18 protein-coding genes are annotated in these 18,194 nt (G+C 41.1%); 16 read left to right on the top strand and 2 right to left on the bottom strand.

The window, feature by feature from the left end:
* The first annotated feature begins 97 nt into the window (after window positions 1-97).
* The 13 genes from ABIN91_RS05895 to ABIN91_RS05835 all read left to right on the top strand — a co-directional run bounded on the left by ABIN91_RS05895 (window position 98) and on the right by ABIN91_RS05835 (window position 14,177).
* A complete protein-coding gene (locus ABIN91_RS05895) occupies window positions 98-613 on the top strand; it encodes an OmpH family outer membrane protein (protein WP_348049459.1) in 516 nt (171 codons plus the stop codon).
* Between the two features lie 120 nt (window positions 614-733).
* A complete protein-coding gene (locus tag ABIN91_RS05890; RefSeq protein WP_348049457.1) occupies window positions 734-1,249 on the top strand; it encodes an OmpH family outer membrane protein in 516 nt (171 codons plus the stop codon).
* An 87-nt stretch (window positions 1,250-1,336) separates the two neighbouring features.
* Window positions 1,337-2,167, top strand: coding sequence for a glutamate racemase (murI, locus tag ABIN91_RS05885; RefSeq protein WP_348049455.1), 831 nt, complete (start codon window positions 1,337-1,339; stop codon window positions 2,165-2,167).
* An 85-nt stretch (window positions 2,168-2,252) separates the two neighbouring features.
* Window positions 2,253-3,323, top strand: coding sequence for an NADH-quinone oxidoreductase subunit NuoH (gene nuoH / locus ABIN91_RS05880; RefSeq protein ID WP_348049453.1), 1,071 nt, complete (start codon window positions 2,253-2,255; stop codon window positions 3,321-3,323).
* Window positions 3,324-3,330: 7 nt separating this feature from the next.
* Window positions 3,331-3,924, top strand: a complete 594-nt coding sequence (locus ABIN91_RS05875) for a 4Fe-4S dicluster domain-containing protein (RefSeq protein WP_348049451.1) — start codon at window positions 3,331-3,333, stop codon at window positions 3,922-3,924.
* Window positions 3,921-4,472, top strand: a complete 552-nt coding sequence (locus tag ABIN91_RS05870) for an NADH-quinone oxidoreductase subunit J (RefSeq protein ID WP_348049449.1) — start codon at window positions 3,921-3,923, stop codon at window positions 4,470-4,472. The genes ABIN91_RS05875 and ABIN91_RS05870 overlap by 4 nt, the downstream gene beginning before the upstream one ends.
* Window positions 4,469-4,774 carry an NADH-quinone oxidoreductase subunit NuoK gene (gene nuoK / locus ABIN91_RS05865; protein ID WP_348049447.1) on the top strand — a complete coding sequence of 102 codons (306 nt, stop codon included), beginning with the start codon at window positions 4,469-4,471 and terminating at the stop codon, window positions 4,772-4,774. Before ABIN91_RS05870 ends, nuoK begins: the two co-directional genes overlap by 4 nt.
* Entirely contained in the window at window positions 4,771-5,298 is a 528-nt protein-coding gene (locus ABIN91_RS05860) for a hypothetical protein (RefSeq protein WP_348049445.1), read from the top strand. The genes nuoK and ABIN91_RS05860 overlap by 4 nt, the downstream gene beginning before the upstream one ends.
* Window positions 5,299-7,326 carry an NADH-quinone oxidoreductase subunit L gene (nuoL, locus tag ABIN91_RS05855; protein ID WP_348049443.1) on the top strand — a complete coding sequence of 676 codons (2,028 nt, stop codon included), beginning with the start codon at window positions 5,299-5,301 and terminating at the stop codon, window positions 7,324-7,326.
* Window positions 7,327-7,329: 3 nt separating this feature from the next.
* Entirely contained in the window at window positions 7,330-8,922 is a 1,593-nt protein-coding gene (locus ABIN91_RS05850) for an NADH-quinone oxidoreductase subunit M (RefSeq protein ID WP_348049440.1), read from the top strand.
* A complete protein-coding gene (locus ABIN91_RS05845; RefSeq protein ID WP_348049436.1) occupies window positions 8,923-10,437 on the top strand; it encodes an NADH-quinone oxidoreductase subunit N in 1,515 nt (504 codons plus the stop codon). It abuts the gene before it with no gap.
* A gap of 92 nt (window positions 10,438-10,529) precedes the next feature.
* The gene (locus tag ABIN91_RS05840) at window positions 10,530-11,834 is read left to right on the top strand and encodes an ammonium transporter (protein ID WP_348049434.1); all 1,305 of its coding nucleotides are present in this window, start codon (window positions 10,530-10,532) and stop codon (window positions 11,832-11,834) included.
* Between the two features lie 435 nt (window positions 11,835-12,269).
* A complete protein-coding gene (locus ABIN91_RS05835; RefSeq protein WP_348049432.1) occupies window positions 12,270-14,177 on the top strand; it encodes a class II glutamine amidotransferase in 1,908 nt (635 codons plus the stop codon).
* 52 nt (window positions 14,178-14,229) lie between these two features.
* On the opposite strand, the gene ABIN91_RS05830 is transcribed toward ABIN91_RS05835, so the two are convergent.
* Together ABIN91_RS05830 and ABIN91_RS05825 are read right to left on the bottom strand one after the other, a co-directional pair.
* A complete protein-coding gene (locus tag ABIN91_RS05830) occupies window positions 14,230-14,619 on the bottom strand; it encodes a hypothetical protein (protein WP_348049430.1) in 390 nt (129 codons plus the stop codon).
* Between the two features lie 76 nt (window positions 14,620-14,695).
* Window positions 14,696-15,337, bottom strand: coding sequence for a LysE family transporter (locus ABIN91_RS05825; RefSeq protein ID WP_348049428.1), 642 nt, complete (start codon window positions 15,335-15,337; stop codon window positions 14,696-14,698).
* Window positions 15,338-15,502: 165 nt separating this feature from the next.
* On the opposite strand from ABIN91_RS05825, the gene ABIN91_RS05820 reads away from it, so the two are divergent.
* From ABIN91_RS05820 to ABIN91_RS05810, 3 genes are all read left to right on the top strand, one after another.
* Window positions 15,503-17,134 carry an MFS transporter gene (locus tag ABIN91_RS05820; protein ID WP_348049426.1) on the top strand — a complete coding sequence of 544 codons (1,632 nt, stop codon included), beginning with the start codon at window positions 15,503-15,505 and terminating at the stop codon, window positions 17,132-17,134.
* A gap of 131 nt (window positions 17,135-17,265) precedes the next feature.
* Window positions 17,266-17,691 carry a dCMP deaminase family protein gene (locus tag ABIN91_RS05815; protein ID WP_348049424.1) on the top strand — a complete coding sequence of 142 codons (426 nt, stop codon included), beginning with the start codon at window positions 17,266-17,268 and terminating at the stop codon, window positions 17,689-17,691.
* A 181-nt stretch (window positions 17,692-17,872) separates the two neighbouring features.
* Window positions 17,873-18,142 (top strand): YtxH domain-containing protein, encoded by a 270-nt coding sequence (locus tag ABIN91_RS05810; RefSeq protein ID WP_348049422.1) that lies wholly within the window; start codon window positions 17,873-17,875, stop codon window positions 18,140-18,142.
* Window positions 18,143-18,194 lie beyond the last annotated feature (52 nt).

Below are 18,194 nucleotides of genomic sequence, written 5' to 3'. Positions count from 1 at the left end.
TAAAGGCACATTAAACTTTGCCCCGAATTGAAAAATAAAGGGCCCGAATGAAAATATTTGTTTAAAATAGCACCATAATAGAAAATTGAAAACGTTAATGAAAAAATTATTAAGAGTTGTATTAGTTGCGGGATGTATGATGTTTGCGGGGAGCTTTGTAGCTAATGCACAATCTAAGATCGGTCATATCAATTTTAATGCGGTTATTGATATTATGCCCGATACTAAAACAGTTTCTGCAACGCTTCAGGCTTACCAAAAAACTTTTATGGATCAGTTGACCATTATGCAAAACGATTTGCAGGCAAAAGCTGCGGATTATGATTCTAAAAAAGCAACCATGACTGATGCTGTTCGGCAGTTGAAAGAAGGTGAATTACAGGATCTGCAAAAACGCGCTCAAGACTATCAGGCAAGTGCCGCGCAAAAAGTTGACCAAAAAAAGGAAGAATTAGTTAAACCTCTTTTTGATAAAGTTAGAGCCGCTATATCTTTAGTAGCTAAAGAGAAAGGTTACGCATATGTTATAGATTCTTCACAAAATGAGTTGTTGGTATCTCCAACTACTGATGACCTGTTGGCGGCCGTAAAATTGAAATTGGGCTTAAAATAACATCAAATCATACAAACCAGATGGGAAGGACTTAACATCTTTCCTTTTTGTTGTAAAATAGCGGTAAACCGCTTAAAATTGTAATATCAAAGTATCATAATAAAAATCAAAAAAACCAGAATGAAAAAATTAATTAAAGTTGCCCTGTTTGCAGCATGTATTACCTTAACAGCAAGTTTTGTTGCCAAAGCTCAAAGCAAACAAGGTTTCGTTTATTTTAGCGCTATAGTTGATGTAATGCCTCAAAAAGCCGTTCTTGCAAAAACATTGCAGGATTATCAAAAAACCTTTGCCGATCAATACCAGTTGATGCAAACAGAGTATCAAACAAAAGGTGCCGAATACGAAAAAGGCCGTGCTACCATGACAGATGCTGTACGCCAGGTAAAAGAAGGTGAATTATCAGACATTCAAAACCGCATCCAAAAATTCTCAACCGATGCGCAACAAAAAATGGAGCAGAAACAACAAGATTTAGCAAAACCATTGTTTGACCAGGTTAAAGCCGCTGTTGCAGCAGTAGCTAAAGAAAAAGGTTACGGATATGTATTAGATGCAACTTCACAAATATTAGTTGTTTCTCCGGCTGCGGACGATTTAACTCCGGCTGTAAAGTTGAAATTAGGTATCAAGTAAGATATTAAGTTATCAGAATAAAAAAGGGAAAGCTTAGGTTTTCCCTTTTTTGTTTTTGGGCTTTTTTATTTTCTTATTTTAGCATCTATGTTACTCAACCAACCTATTGGTGTTTTTGATTCCGGCTACGGCGGTTTAACCGTTTTTAAATCGATATCTAAACTGTTACCACAATACGATTATGTGTATTTAGGCGATAACTCAAGGGCACCCTACGGTAACCGTTCATTCAAAACCATTCACGAGTATACCTGGGAATGTGTACAGCAAATGTTCGGTCTGGGCTGCCCCTTAGTTATATTGGCTTGCAACACGGCATCCGCCAAAGCGTTACGAACCATTCAGCAAAAAGACCTGAAAACCGCAGACCCAACCAAACGTGTATTAGGCGTCATCCGCCCAACGGCCGAAGTAATTGGTAATTATTCGCAAACCAAACAAATAGGTGTACTGGGCACAAAAGGAACAATCCAATCCGGATCATATTTGCTCGAGATCGGAAAATTCTTTCCTGATGTAAAAGTTTACCAGCAAGCCTGCCCTTTATGGGTGCCATTGATAGAGAACGGGGAATATGATAAACCCGGAGCCGATTATTTTGTAAAACAATACCTCGATCAGATACTGGCGCAATCGCCCGATATCGATACGCTATTGTTAGCCTGCACCCATTATCCGGTACTTCAGCAAAAGATCAAAGCCTATTTGCCGCAAAATATACAAGTGGTATCCCAGGGAGATATTGTAGCCCAAAGCTTGGTTAATTACCTGCAACGCCATCCAGAAATGGAGCAACGTTTAACCAAAAACGGCAACCAGCAATTCTTTACTACTACTGATGATACTGCTGATTTTGACCATCATGCATCCATCTTTTATTCGGAGCCTGTAAAGTCAACTTATGTGCAAATGAAATAAGCCTTATCGCAATTCAATAATGTATACTAAAAAGCTATATTTTATTTGTAATTAAGTAAGTTTGCAGCCCAAAGGCAAATTGCAATTGAGCTTCATTATCACATATATCATCATCGCTTTAGTGCTTTTCGCTTTCGCAGGAGCATTTACCTTATTTGGGGTGTATGCCGAGCGTAAGGTATCTGCCTTTATGCAGGATAGGCTTGGCCCTACCGAGGTGGGTAAATTTGGCTCCCTGCAAACTTTGGCCGATATGCTCAAGCTTATCCAAAAAGAATTTATTACCCCTGCCGCTGCCGATAAAGTTTTATTTATTATGGCGCCCTGCATCATATTTGTAGCCGTTTATTTGGGCTTTGCTGCTATGCCATGGGGGCCAGGTTTAGTTCCGGTAAGTTTAAACATTGGTTTGTTCTATGTATTCGCTATAATCTCTATCGAAACCCTGGGCATTTTAATGGCCGGTTGGGGTTCAAACAATAAATACTCTTTGCTTGGCGCGATGCGTTCCGTATCACAGATCATATCTTACGAAATACCTGCCGGCTTCGCTATCATAGCCGTAGTAATGATAACGCAGACTTTAGATTTACAGCAAATAGCCGCTCAGCAAGGCATCCTGTCAACGGTTACAACCAAATTTTTAGGCTATTGGGATGTAAGCCACATCGGCGGCATACTATCATGGAATATCTTCCGTGCCCCGCATTTGATCATCGCTTTTGTTATCTATTTTATCGCGTCATTAGCCGAAGCCAACCGTGCTCCATTTGATATCCCGGAAGCGGAATCAGAACTGGTAGCAGGTTTCCATACCGAGTATACAGGCATGGGTTTCGCCTTTGTGTTTTTGGCAGAGTATGCCATGATGTTTTTGGTATCAATGGTAGCCGTAATGCTATTTTTAGGCGCATGGAATACACCATTCCCTAACTTTGGTTCCTTTGCGTTAGCTAACTATACAACCGGTTTAGCCTGGGGAATTGTATGGGTAACCTCAAAAACATTGTTACTGGTTTTTGCCCAAATGTGGATCAGGTGGACATTACCACGTTTCCGCATCGATCAACTAATGAATTTATGCTGGAAGGTTTTAACACCTTTGGCTTTTGCTTGTATGCTGATATCGGGCGTATGGCGCTTATTGTTAATGTAGTATTATAATGTTAGGCGGAGTATTAAACGGACTTACAACGGCGGCTAAGGGATTAGCCCTTACCATCAAACATTTTTTTGCTTCAAATAAGCAAAGGGTGGTGGAGTCTGTTAAATCCGATAACTACTTTGAGCAACAAAACGGTCACGGTACCAATACCATCCAATACCCAAGCCAGCAATTACCCGTACCCGAAGTTGGGCGCTATCAATTAGATGTAGAAATTGACGATTGCATCGTATGTGATCTTTGCGCCAAAATTTGTCCGGTTGATTGTATAACTATCGATTCGATCAAGGCTACCGAACTAATCGGTTTAACATCCGATGGGAGCCCGAAGCGCATTCACGCCGCTACATTTGATATTGATATGGCTAAGTGCATGTACTGCGGGCTGTGCACCATAGTATGCCCAACCGAATGCATCGTAATGACCAATGAGTACGACGTGAGCGTACCAAGTATTGATCTGCTAAACTACCAATTCTCGGACATGAGTGCCGAGTTTGCCGAAGAAAAACGAAAGGCCCTCGCGGCCCAACAGGCAGAAAAAGAAGCGGCCAAATTAGCTGCCATGAAAAAGAAGGAAGAGGGCGAATGAACATAGATCAGGTTTTATTTTGCGTAATGGGGTTTGTTGCTTTAGCATCGGCATTGCTGGTGGCTATCAGTAACAACCTGGTGCGCTCACTCTTTATGTTCTTTGTCACCCTATTTGCCTTGGCGGGATTATATGTTTTCGCCCTAGCGGATTTTGTAGCCGTAACCCAGGTTGTAATTTATGTAGGGGGGGTATTGGTGCTGATGCTGTTCGCTTTTATGCTCTCTAATAAAGAAGTTTTAAATAACCTTCAGCAAAGCAATAGCAAATTTATTTCGGTAGGTAAACTACCTGCCATATTGGTAGCTGTGCTTTTCGCGATAGTATTGGTAAATGCCATCCTCAAAGCCGAGCCCGATGCGTTGCAATGGGTCAAAGCATCCGCGCAAAGCAACAACGTAATTAAACCGACCGATAACACCATCAACAACATCGGCATCAACCTGATGACGCGTTACCTGCTGCCGTTCGAGATCATATCCGTACTCTTAATGATGACTTTAATAGGAGCCGCCCATTTAGCCCGGAGGGAGGAGCATAAGCTATGATAACCCTATCAAATTTTTTGCTCATAGGTGCAGGCTTATTCTGCATTGGCATCTACATCATATTATCCAAACGTAATGCCATCCAGGTATTGATCGGGATCGAACTCATCATCAACTCGGCAATATTGAATTTAGTAGCTTTTGGTAAATACGATAAAGTAAACAACGCGGGCCAGGCATTCGCCCTATTCGGTATCGTACTGGCAGCGGCAGCAGTTGCCGTGGCATTGGCTATTATATTGAACGTATACCGCCAATACAAAACTATTGACCCAACTAAAGTAGAAAAACTGAAAGGATGATGACGAGATTGCTGCTATTGTTTTTTTTATTGTTACTTGTAGGTCGGGTTTCGGCTCAAATTAATATTGAGCACCATAGTTATGAGGATAGCCTTTTATACGTGATAGATGGCGTTAAACAAAGAGGGGTAAAGCAAATTCCTGATACAAGTGATATGGTAGAATTATCTACTTATAAAACGGGAGATGCCGCTTACAAAAAATATGGAAATGATGCGCGTTACGGTGTGGTTATAATTATTACAAAAAAGTATGCAATTGAATCTTATCAAAAAAAGCTGAGTGAGATTTCCAATCTATATAAGCTATACCTTGAACGGGATAAAGAGAAAGATAACCCCTTCTCAGTTTCATCAATTTATTATATTGATGGAAAAGAACTAAAAGGCAGTCAAAAAAACATAGCTACAATTTTATATAGTTTAAAGAAAGAAAGCATAGCCAGTCTTATTATGGATTCAGACTTTGAGGGTTCATATGCCCCTACAAAACACTATAAGATATTTATCACAACTAAAAAATAATTGGAACTAACTCTGCAACATAAAGACACTCTTGCACTGCTCGCCATTATAGCGGTTGCATCGCCTTTATTTGCGGGCATCGTTAATGCGTTATTCCTTCCAAAACAAAGTAAACTATCAGCTTGGGTTTCTACTATTACTATATTGGTATCTTTTGTCCTGTCGGGCTGGATATTTAGTCAGCAATGGAATCAATTATCAACACATATCCAAACCATTTGGTTTACAATTGGCTATCTCAATATCCCAATAGGTATATTGCTAAATAACCTCTCGGTATTGATGTTATTATTGGTATCAGCTATTGCTTTACCAGTACACATCTACTCTATGGCCTACATGAAGGGTGATGAACGTTATACCCGGTATTTTGCTTATCTCAGTTTCTTTTGTTTCGCTATGTTGGGTTTGGTTATAATAGATAACTTGCTTTTGCTTTATGCCTTTTGGGAACTTGTTGGATTTGCTTCTTATCTCCTCATCGGTTTTTGGTTTACACGTGAGCGAGCTGTACAAGCAAACAAAAAAGCCTTTATAATGAACCGTATTGGTGATGTAGGTTTGCTTATTGGTATTCTGTTGGTTTATTCGCAATTCCATTCTTTCGATATTGAAAAATTATTTGGCGGTAGCAGAGGTATAGCACCAAATACAATACTCCTCACTATTACAGGGATCTGTTTTTTATGTGGGGCCATCGCTAAATCAGCACAATTTCCTCTCCACACCTGGCTGCCCGATGCTATGCAAGGGCCAACATCGGTTTCGGCATTGATACATGCCGCTACAATGGTTGCCGCGGGTATATTTTTACTGGGTCGGGTTTATCCGCTCTTTAATACCGAAGTGTTAACCATCATTGCCATCACTGGCTGCTTTACGGCATTTATGGCCGCCACCATTGCGCTCACGCAAAACGACCTGAAGCGTATTTTAGCCTATTCTACCATATCGCAATTAGGTTTTATGGTAATGGGTATGGGAGTTGGCGCTTATTCATCATCGTTGTTTCATTTGGCTACGCACGCGTTTTTTAAATGCTTATTGTTCCTGTCTGCTGGTGTTATCATTCACCAGATGAGCCATCTCAAACATAAACACCATCTTAATATCGATCCGCAAAGCATTTTGTATATGGGCGGTTTGCGTAAGCTGATGCCGGTAACTTTTATTACCTGCTGTGTGGCTGCTTTAGCCCTGATCGGTTTCCCATTAACATCCGGTTATTTATCTAAAGATGGCATCCTGATACAATCCTTCGACTGGGCACACGGCAAGGGCTGGGCCTACAGCATCATCCCGATAGGAGCAATGCTTACTAGTTTACTAACTACCTTTTATATAGCCCGTTTAATATTCAAAGTATTCCTCGGCCAATCGCGCTTAAAGCACATTGATGCCAGTATAGAACCTGAGGCCCACGAGGGCGATTGGCGCTTATCCCTGCCAATGGTATTATTAGCCCTTTGCAGTTTGTTCCCGCTATTCTCATTCAATCCGTTCGAGTTTAATAATGTGTGGCTTGTAAAGGGTTTCACAACAACAAGTTTAATTGATACCATTCACCATTCACCATTCTCCTTTCACCTTTGGGTTCCTGTTATTATTAATGGCGTGGGCTTATTGGTAATTTACCTGGCATACGCCGTTTACGCCAAACAAAGTGTACATTGGTTTAAACAAAAAGGCTTGTTGTTCAATATCTCGTTCAACCAATGGTATATCGATAATTTTTACAACGGCGTAATAGTTAAGCTGGTATTAATTATTGGCAAGGCATTGTATTGGTTTGATCAACATATATTAGATGGCTTTGTAAATACATTAGGTAAAGTTGGCATAGCGCTAAGTAAAATATCGGCATGGTTTGATCGATACATTATAGATGGGCTGTTGCATTTAATTACCGATATAGTTAAACAAGCGGGTAACTTTATCCGTGGGTTTCAAACCGGAAAGGTGCAAAATTATCTGTTCACCATGCTGTTCATCATTTTGGTTGTATATGTTTTAAAGACGTTTATTTAAATAATGAATATATTAACGCTGCTCATTTTTTCGCCGATACTGTTTGGGCTCATCATTTTGATGCTGCCTGCAGGGTATCGCAACATATTCAGATACCTCACGCTGTTTGCTACTTTGCTGCAGTTGGGTATCAGCATATGGCTATATCTAAACTTTAAAACAGGCGCCGCTTACGCGGGAGTTGCCAACGAGGGGCAATATCAGTTTGTAGAAAAACTCCATTGGATAGGCCTTAACCTTGGCGGGATGGGTCGCATGCAGATAGATTATTTTGTAGGTGTTGATGGTATATCTATCATACTTTTACTTATGTCATCTGTAGTAATGGTGATAGCCGCCTTATCATCATGGGAGATCAATAAGAATCACAAAGGTTATTTTGCCTTATTCCTATTGCTGGATGTTGCCATAACGGGCGTATTTTGTTCATTAGACTTCTTCCTGTTCTATATCTTTTACGAATTAATGCTCCTGCCACTATACTTCCTTATCGGGATATGGGGCGGTGTCCGCCGCGAATACGCGGCTATTAAATTCTTCTTGTATACCTTATTTGGCTCAGTATTTATGCTGCTGGTGATGGTTGGTTTATACTTTTCGGTTAAAGATCCGGCAACGGGGAATCATACATTTAATATGGTTCAAATGATGAACCCTGCCAATTACGATAGTGGTTCCATATTTGGTATTCTAAGTCATCGCCTGTTATTTGGAATTCCGGCACGTACAGTTGGTTTTATTGTGCTATTCATCGCCTTTGCCATTAAAGTACCCGTAGTGCCTTTCCATACCTGGCTGCCAGATGCCCACGTTGAAGCGCCAACCCCTGTATCTATCATATTAGCTGGTGTATTATTGAAAGTAGGAGGGTATGGTATCATCCGCATCTGCCTCGGCATCTTCCCCGAAGTAGCTTTAAACGGAGCCTTTTGGATAGGCTTGTTGGGTGTAGTATCTATTTTATATGGCGCCCTAAACGCCCTCGCTCAACGCGATCTGAAACGCCTTATCGCCTTCTCATCCGTATCACACATGGGTTTTGTGTTATTAGGTATAGCCTCAAACACTGCCGAAGGGATGAGCGGCGCCATGATGCAGATGGTAAGTCACGGCTTCCTGTCGTCCATGTTATTTTATTTGGTGGGCGTGATCTACATTCGGGTTCATGATAGGGATATCTATAGCTTCCGCGGATTGGGTACAATGCTCCCTAAATACACGGTCTTCATCATGATCGCCTTTTTCGCATCATTAGGCTTACCTGGTTTTTCAGCATTCATAGCCGAGGCTTTTAGCTTGATAGGCGCGTTCAACTCCAAAACTATTCCTGTATGGATGGCTGTTTGTGGTTCGGTAGGTATCCTGCTCAGTGCCACCTATTTTTTATGGACACTACAGCGCATGTTCTTCGGCGATACCCGCTTAAAAGGTGGGGATGCCTGGAAACTTGCCCTGACCGATCTGGGTAAACGCGAAATATTGGCCCTTGTGCCTTTAGCCTTGCTAACTCTTGCTTTAGGTATAATGCCATCATTAGTTTTTGATAAGATAAACGATTCTGTACTGGCATTAATTCAATTTATTCAGGTCAAATAAATGCACGAATTATTACCATCAATACCCGCTCAGTTAAAAAGTATCATGGATAGCTTAGGCTACTTTATGCCCGAGTTGATCCTGAGTGTGTTATTTATTCTCGTCTTTGTAACCGACCTCATCTTCGGCAAAACATCCGGGCGGATCTGCCGTAGCATCAGTATCGGAGGGTTGTTGGTTGTAATATACAAAGTGCTATGGCAATTGGTGTTGCTCAGCAATTCAAAAGGCGGCGCCGCTTATCTTTTTGGCGAAATGCTCCAGCTGCGCCGCACCGAAGTTTTTTTTAAACTCATCATCGATGTTTTAGCCATCATCATCCTGCTTTACGTTCCCTGGGATAAAGCGCTGCGTGCGCATTTCAAAGGCTTAGCCGATCTTTATTCCATCATCATCGCATCCGTACTTGGCTTGCATATCATGGTTATGGCGGTAAACCTGCTCAGTATCTATGTTTCTATCGAAATGGTGTCTATCGCGTCCTACCTCATGGTAGCCTACCGCTCAGATACCCCGGTAACTACCGAAGCTGGTATGAAGTATGTACTCTTCGGCGCGGTATCATCAGCCATAATGCTTTATGGTATATCGCTGCTTTATGGCTTTAGCGGTTCGTTAGATATTAATGACGCTACTTTTATTCATAACTTAAGCATAGCTAACCCGGTAAGTGTTTCGTTGGCTATTGTGCTGGTAATGGTAGGTATAGGCTTTAAACTATCCTTTGTACCCATGCATTTTTGGGTGCCCGATGTTTACCAGGGAGCTGCTACACCAATAACCGCCTACCTCTCTACTTTGCCTAAAATTGCCGCCTTTGGTTTGTTTATTAATTTTTTAACCCCGTTTATATCCTACGGAACCTGGTCTGCTTTTGATTTCCGCTTGTTCCTTTCGGTGATCGGTATCATCACCATGATCGTAGGTAACCTGGCTGCCATCTGGCAAACCAATATCAAACGCTTACTTGCTTATTCAAGCATAGGGCATACGGGTTTCGCGTTAATGGCTTTGGCTACATTTTCACAGCAAGGCGTGTCTGCAATACTGTTCTACTTATTGGTTTATGCCGTTGCTAATGTTGGTGCGCTTATGCTAACATCATACTTTGTAAATAAGATAGGCGCTCATGATCTGGATAGCTACAAAGGCGTTGGCCTGCGTTATCCTTTACCATCGGTTTGCTTTGTCATCATCTTAATTTCCTTGGCGGGATTACCGATTAGCGCGGGCTTTAACGCCAAAGTGATGGTGTTTTCGTCTGTGTATCAAATATATGATATAAATCATAATATCTGGCTTTTGGCTTTGATGATAACCGGTGCTGCAACAACCGTTATTTCGTTATTTTATTACATTAAAATACCGCTCTATCTCTTCCTCAAAAGGAACGAACACCATGCTGAAGACCAATTATTAACACATCAGTATTTATTGATCTCTATTTGTTTGATCAGTTTATTTGTTCTGATTGCCGGAATATTTCCACAATTTTTTAATATTCCTATTAATTAGATAGACTTTATTAACAAAATTTAATTAAGACAGGGATTTTCAAACAGAATTTTATATTTTCGGGGCTCGAAATATTCTAAAATTCCAAATAAGTGAAAAGATTCATCCCTTTCGGTTTCCTCTTCGTTATTTTATTGTTCTCTTTTATCTTTCCATCTATTGATGTTGTAAATAATAGCACCACCATCAGCGCTGCCGATACCGCCTGGATGCTGAGCGCCACCGGACTGGTACTCATCATGACACCCGGACTCGCCTTTTTTTACGGCGGAATGGTGAATAAAAAAAATGTGATATCTACAATGTTTCAGAGCTTTATTTGTATGGCGGTTATCACGGTTATCTGGATAGTTTTTGGCTTCAGTTTAGCCTTTGGCGATTCAATACACGGCCTCATCGGCGATCCCCGTACATTCTTTATGATGCGCGGAATGCTGGGCAACCAAACCTGGAAACTTGCACCTACAATACCTTTATTGTTATTTGCCATGTACCAGTTAAAATTCGCCATTATAACACCGGCGCTAATTACAGGCGCCTTTGCCGAACGGATCCGTTTTAACTCATACGTAGCATTCATTTGCCTGTTCTTTGTGTTCATCTATGCCCCGCTTGCACATTGCACCTGGCACCCGGATGGTGTATTGTTTAAACTTGGTGTGCTTGATTTTGCCGGTGGTACCGTTGTACACATGTCGGCAGGTTGGGCAGCGCTGGCATCAGCCTTATATTTAAAACGTCGTAACGAACCTAACCATGCACCTGCCCGTATTACTTATGTAATGATAGGTACCGGCTTATTGTGGTTCGGTTGGTTTGGTTTCAACGCTGGCTCGGCTATGGGTGCAAATTCATTGGCGGTTACGGCCCTGGCCACAAGTACCACCGCATCAGCCGCCGCAGCCGTTTGCTGGATCAACGTTGATCTGTTACGTGGTAAAAAACCAAGCGCAATGGGGGCCTGTATTGGCGCTGTGGTAGGTTTGGTAGCTATAACCCCCGCGGCAGGTTATGTATCTATTCCGCACTCGCTGGCTATCGGTATTATCTCATCCATTATAAGTAACGTAGTTGTTGAATGGCGCACCCGTACCAAAATTGACGATACTCTTGATGTTTTCCCTTGCCATGGTGTAGGTGGTATGGTAGGTATGGTTTTAACCGGTGTATTTGCGCATAAAAATATCAACCCGGGTAACACTACAGGCAACGGCTTATTCTTTGGCGAAACCCATCTGTTTTTAATTCAGCTTGAAGCTTTGGTAGGTGTGTCTATCTTCGCCTTTTTTGGCTCGCTACTGCTACTCAAAATAACCGATATGATAACCCCATTACGTGTATCACCTGAAGATGAAGCGATTGGTTTAGATATCAGTCAGCACGGCGAAAAGCTTTAATATGCATTAGAATTGCCAACTTTTAAAAGTTGGCAATTCTAATGCATCCCCAATTCCCAATTCCGCGTTAAGGATAGGAGCGGATACCGGCCCGTGGCTAAGGCCTGTGTAGTATGAGCGTATAGCCTGGGCCGAAGGCAACGCCCCAAACAATAGTGAACAGTTGACTTTTGTTGTTGTAATTTGTTAATATCGACTTGCGGACATAAGAATCTGGAACATTTTGATATCTAATTTATTTCATGATGTGATCAAAGAAGTTTGCCCTATATCAAATACTACAGATTATTATTCTGATAATACAAAATATAGCATTATATCAAAGTAACCCCAACTTTTCCACCACACTGTCATCTCTCCACAATTCCCTCAAAATCCGCTAAAACCTTTTCGTTTATCACATAAAACTGTATCTTTGCGCGCTTATTAGATACCATGAGCGAATCGATAAAACATGAATGCGGAATAGCATTTATTCGTCTTTTAAAGCCGTTATCATTTTACCACAAAAAGTACGGCACAGCACTATATGGTTTAAATAAGCTCTACCTCCTGATGGAGAAGCAGCACAACCGCGGGCAAGACGGGGCAGGGGTAGCCACCATTAAGTTGGATATAGCTCCCGGGCAGCGCTACATTAGCCGCCACCGGTCTTTAGCAACCAACGCTGTTGCGGATATATTTGAATACATCCAGAAAAAATTTGCAGACATACAAAAGGAACAGCCCGAAAAAATGGCTGATACCGAATGGCTCAAAAGTAACGTAAGCTTTACCGGCGAAGTTCTTTTGGGCCATTTGCGTTATGGCACACACGGTAAAAACAGCGTAGAAAACTGCCACCCGTTTTTACGCCAAAATAACTGGATGACGCGTAATCTGGTTATTGCAGGTAACTTTAACATGACTAATGTTGACGAGCTTTTACAACAATTGTACGAGCTTGGCCAGCACCCTAAAGAGAAAGCCGATACGGTAACTGTATTAGAAAAAATAGGTCATTTTTTAGATAGCGAAGTACAAGGCTTATTCGATCAGTACAAACGCGAAGGTTTGGATGATAACGTAGAGATCACCAAACTGATAGCTAAAGACCTGGACGTAGCTAAAATATTAAGAAAATCGGCCAAAAACTGGGATGGTGGTTATACCATATCAGGCATATTTGGCCATGGTGATGCGTTTGTTATGCGCGATCCGGCTGGTATTCGTCCGGCATTTTATTACTATAATGATGAGGTTGTAGTAGCCGCTTCGGAGCGCCCTGCTATTCAAACGGCCTTCAATATTCCGATCGGCGAAGTGCGAGAAGTAAAACCCGGCCACGCTTTGATCATTAAAAAAGATGGCACGATAAGCGAAGAAATGTTTAGCGAACCGCAGGAAAAGAAAGCATGTTCTTTCGAGCGGATCTATTTCTCACGCGGAAGTGATGCTTCTATTTACCGTGAGCGTAAGCAATTGGGTCGCTTATTATGCCCTCAAATATTAGAGGCCATTGATAACGATATGAAGAATACTGTATTCTCATATATCCCCAACACGGCCGAAGTTGCTTTTTACGGATTGGTTGAAGGCGCCCACAAACACGTTAAACAATGCCAGCGCGAAATATTGCTTAACCGCGAAGATAAAATAAGTGACGAAGAGCTAACCGAAGTTTTAGCCATGGCCCCGCGCGTTGAGAAGATAGCCATAAAGGACGTAAAACTCCGCACTTTTATCACCCAGGATGCCGATCGCTCCGAAATGGTGGCTCATGTTTATGATACCACTTATGGCATCGTAAAAAATGGGGTAGATACTTTAGTAGCTTTGGATGATTCGATAGTTCGTGGTACAACGCTAAAGCAAAGTATCCTGAAAATCCTCGACAGGCTTAAACCTAAAAAGATCATCGTTGTATCATCTGCGCCGCAAATCCGTTATCCGGATTGTTATGGTATAGATATGAGCCGCATGGGTGAATTTGTGGCATTCGAAGCTGCAGTTAGCTTATTGAAAGACAGTGGCCAGTACCAGGTAATAGCCGACGTTTATCAAAAATGTAAGGAAAGCTCAAAGCTACCTAAAGAGGAAGTAGAAAATTACGTAAAAGCCATCTACGCGCCATTTACAGATCAGGAAATATCCGACAGGATAGCTAAAATAATTACCCCGAAAGATATCAAAGCCGAAATACACGTTATATACCAAACCCTGGATAACCTGCACATAGCCTGCCCCGATCACTTAGGCGATTGGTACTTTAGCGGCGATTACCCAACCCCAGGTGGTAACAAAGTAGTAAACAGAGCTTACGTAAACTGGATGGAAGGCAAGAACCAGAGAGCTTATATGTAAGATTCTTTTGGTGAGTGGTTGAATGGATAGCAGTGAGTGGTTTATTGAGATATCAATATTCTATCTTGATTTTTTTGCATGCAGTGCAGGCTTTTAATTTTTTGTAGAATTTCTCTTTTGAAGTACTCGCAACATTCGAAGTTGATAGGTTATGTAGTTTTTCAACGTTCAACGTATAAAAATCCGTATCATTTTTAAAGTTAATTGCCTTAGCGAAGATGTTCAGCGAATCGCAATAGATATCAACGACATTGTCGGAAATGATACCAGAATATCCAGTCTCGCTTTCTTTTCTATCTAAAGAATAGTAATCATCTTTTGATTGGCCTTCGCTATGAGTTAAATAGATGTTTTTTACAACGTGTGTTTCTTTAAAGCTATAATCATAGCAAGATTGCAAAGTGAGGGTAATAAATAAAGCTACGACGGTTAATTTTTTCATTTGTTAAGAGGAGAGTTCAATTATTATTACGGATACTGAAGTAGCTGATGTATCAACTACTCGCAATTCACCTTCTTTACTGCGGCGGAAATATAAAATGCGTGATCAGCCTGTCAAAAATTACAAAGGCTGCTATAATGAGCGCCAAACCAGCCACCTGGTTCAACCGGTGAACCATTTTTTCGGAGATCTTATCGCGGAGTTTATTGGCATAATAGGCCTTGGTGGTATCCAGTCCAAACTGCACTATTAGTATGGTTAAAAACATAATAGCCGTCTTTGTCGTGCTGCCCGGTACGCCGCGGTGGAATAAAGTACTTGCCGCGCCAATCACCGTGATCCAATGAAAAAGGAGCGATGGGTTGAAAATGCACATCAAAAACCCTTTTAAAAAGAAACCTGAGCGGTTAATTTTTTGAGTGTTGTTTTTATAAGTGATATCGGCCTTTTTAAACATGTAATACAGGCCAATAACAAGTAGTATACCGCTGCCAACCATACCCAGTATTCGGGTATCTACAGTAAAATCAAAAAATTCTGAACCGAATAGTATAGCACCTACAAAAACCACATCGCTGGCTACCACCCCCAGGGCCATAGCAACCCCCGCATGGAAACCCTTTTCAATACTGGTTTTAATCAATGCAAAAAATACGGGTCCGGTTAATAGTGCTAACACTAAACCCGCCCCAATGCCTGCAATAATGGCTTCTATCATTAATTTATAGCCTTTTCGTAAATCACGGAATGCGAATATGCAACTTTATATCAAATACAACGAAAATTTGAGGTAAAGGATTTAAAATTTAAATTTAGTTAATATTGAAAATTAAATTTATGTTTATAGCGTAAAAAGTACACTAACCAATACTTATTCACTTTCATGGAACAAAAAAACACTAAAAACTACGGCTCGGCGCTGTATACCCTTATTACAGTATTTTTCTTCTGGGGATTTTTGGCAGCATCAAATGGTGTATTTATTCCGTTCTGTAAAGGGCACTTTAACCTTACGCAGTTTGAATCGCAATTGATAGATTTTACGTTTTATGGAGGATATTTTATTGGTTCATTAATCTTATATTTTGCATCGCAAGCTACTAAAGTAGATATCCTGAACAAACTGGGGTATAAAAATGGTATCATCAGTGGCCTCGTTATCTCGGCAGTTGGAGCGTTGGGTATGATACCGGCGGTAAACTCTGGTTCTTTCGCACTTATTCTTACCTCGTTTTTTGTTATAGCTATTGGCTTTTCGCTGCAGCAAACAGCTGCAAACCCCTTTGTTATAGCCTTAGGTCCGCCAGAAACAGGCTCAAACCGTTTAAGCTTTGCTGGTAGTGTTAATAATATTGGCGGATTGCTGGGCCCGGTTGTTGTAGGTTTAGTATTGTTTGGGACAGCAAATTCAACGGCTAAGGTGACTGTAGAAATATCGTCTATCAATAATTTATATTACATATTAGCCGGTTTATTTATCGCGGTAGCTATCTTTTTTAAAATATCAAATTTGCCTAAAGTAACCAGTGATGAAAAAATAGAGTCGAGCACAAAAGCTAATATGCCTTTGTTCATTATCTTTATCGCTTTCCTTATGATACTTGCCGCCGATCCGATCAGCAAATCAACAGGCGTTCCTAGTCAGTACTTCGTATATGCCTCCTTAGTTATCATTTTGGGGACATTGATCAGTACCATATTTGCTGCTAAAAAGAGTAAAGAAGGATGGGGAGCTATGCAATATCCACAGCTGATATTGGGTATGATAGCCATATTCACATACGTAGGTACCGAAGTGACCATTCAAAGTAACATGGGATCACTATTAAAAACACCAGCTTTCGGTTCTATTGCAGATTCTGCTATAGCGCCATACATATCATTGTATTGGGGGAGCTTAATGATAGGGCGTTTTGCAGGCTCAATAGGCGCGTTTGATTTGTCTAAATCAACCAAATACATTTTATACATCATTGTACCATTTATAGCCTTTGGTGTAGTACTGTTAGTTAACGCGGCTACCGGCGTAAATGTTAGTAACCTGTATGTTTACGCAGTTTGTGTGGCTGTATTGATTGTGGCATTTTTTATAGGTAAACAAAAGCCAACCCGTACCTTAACGGTATTAAGTTTATTGGGAGTTACTTTTATGCTGGTAGGTTTACTTACAACAGGTAGAGTAGCTACATTCTCGTTTATTAGTGGGGGCTTGTGCTGTTCAATTATGTGGCCTTCTATATTTTCATTAGCTATAACCGGGTTGGGGAAATACACGAGCCAGGGTTCGGCGTTTTTAATTATGATGATATTGGGTGGAGCTATTATCCCGCCTTTGCAGGGTAAAGTTGCCGATGGTAGCAACGAAATTATTAAAGGGATGAGCGGTATTCATTTCTCATATATAGTACCGGTTATTGGCTTTGCTTATTTGGCCTATTTTGCATGGAAAGCCAGTAGCGAATTAAGAGCACAAGGTATTGATCTTGACAATATAGAAGTTTCAGGCGGACATTAATTTTAACGGTGAACAGGTTAATTATGTTAGTAGTTGATCAGGTATAGAATTCCCTATAAAATTTAACCGCTCACTCAAACAACCGCTCACCACTCAGTATAAAGATGAAACCAAGCTTCAATAGTATCTTTATGAATTTAGCCCTCGATCTGGCCCAACGCTCACACTGCGTTAAGGCCCAGGTTGGGGCTGTTTTAACTAAAGATACCCGCATCATTTCTATAGGCTATAACGGCCCGCCGTCAGGCACCCATAATTGCGACGAAGAGTGGCCCGAAACCGGCTGCGCCCGCGATGCTAAAGGTAGTTGCTCTTTGGCCCTCCATGCCGAAGAAAACGCCATTCTGTTCGCCGTAAAAAATGGAGCCAGGTTAGAAGGGGCAACTTTATATACAACATTATCCCCATGCCTGGCATGTGCCCGTTTAATCTATTCGGCAGGTATCAAGCAGGTATTCTTCCAAAAATCATACGCCGCTTATAAAGGCCTGCCGTTTGACGAAGGTGTTGAATTTTTAAACCGCTTTGGTGTAGCAGCCACAAAGCTCGAAGAGTAATTGCATTGCTGAAAGTTACTTTTTAGCAACACATAGGCAAACCATTGTGTCAGTTTTGCGTTAAATGAGTGTTAAATAACACGTCGCATTTTATAATTTATATTATATTTTTTAATTTGCGGTGTGCCCACACTATCGGGCCTTACTAATCAATTATTCTACGTTTTATATTTATAACAAAATGAGCAATACTTCAAAAGGAGCAGTTTTACTATTAACAGGATTAGCTGCCGGAGTTACCTTAGGACTATTATTTGCACCTGCCAGAGGAAAAGAGAATCGCGAAAAGCTAACATCGTCTCTACAAAGCCTTAGCGAAACACTAGTTGATACAGCCGTTGTTCAGTTAGATAACTTACTTGCATTTACCGATAGGGTAGTAACCCAATTTAAAACTCAAACAGACCCATATGCCATGGCGCATGATGATATTGAGAACGCGATAATTTAAATAGAGATTAAATTAGATATGCGAACGCCGGCCTGGTTTATCCATGCCGGCG

The organism is Mucilaginibacter sp., assembly GCF_039921305.1.
Taxonomy (GTDB): Bacteria; Bacteroidota; Bacteroidia; order Sphingobacteriales; family Sphingobacteriaceae; genus Mucilaginibacter.
The sequence above is the reverse complement of the archived record's forward strand: the minus strand, read 5'-3'. Positions and strand labels throughout refer to the sequence as shown.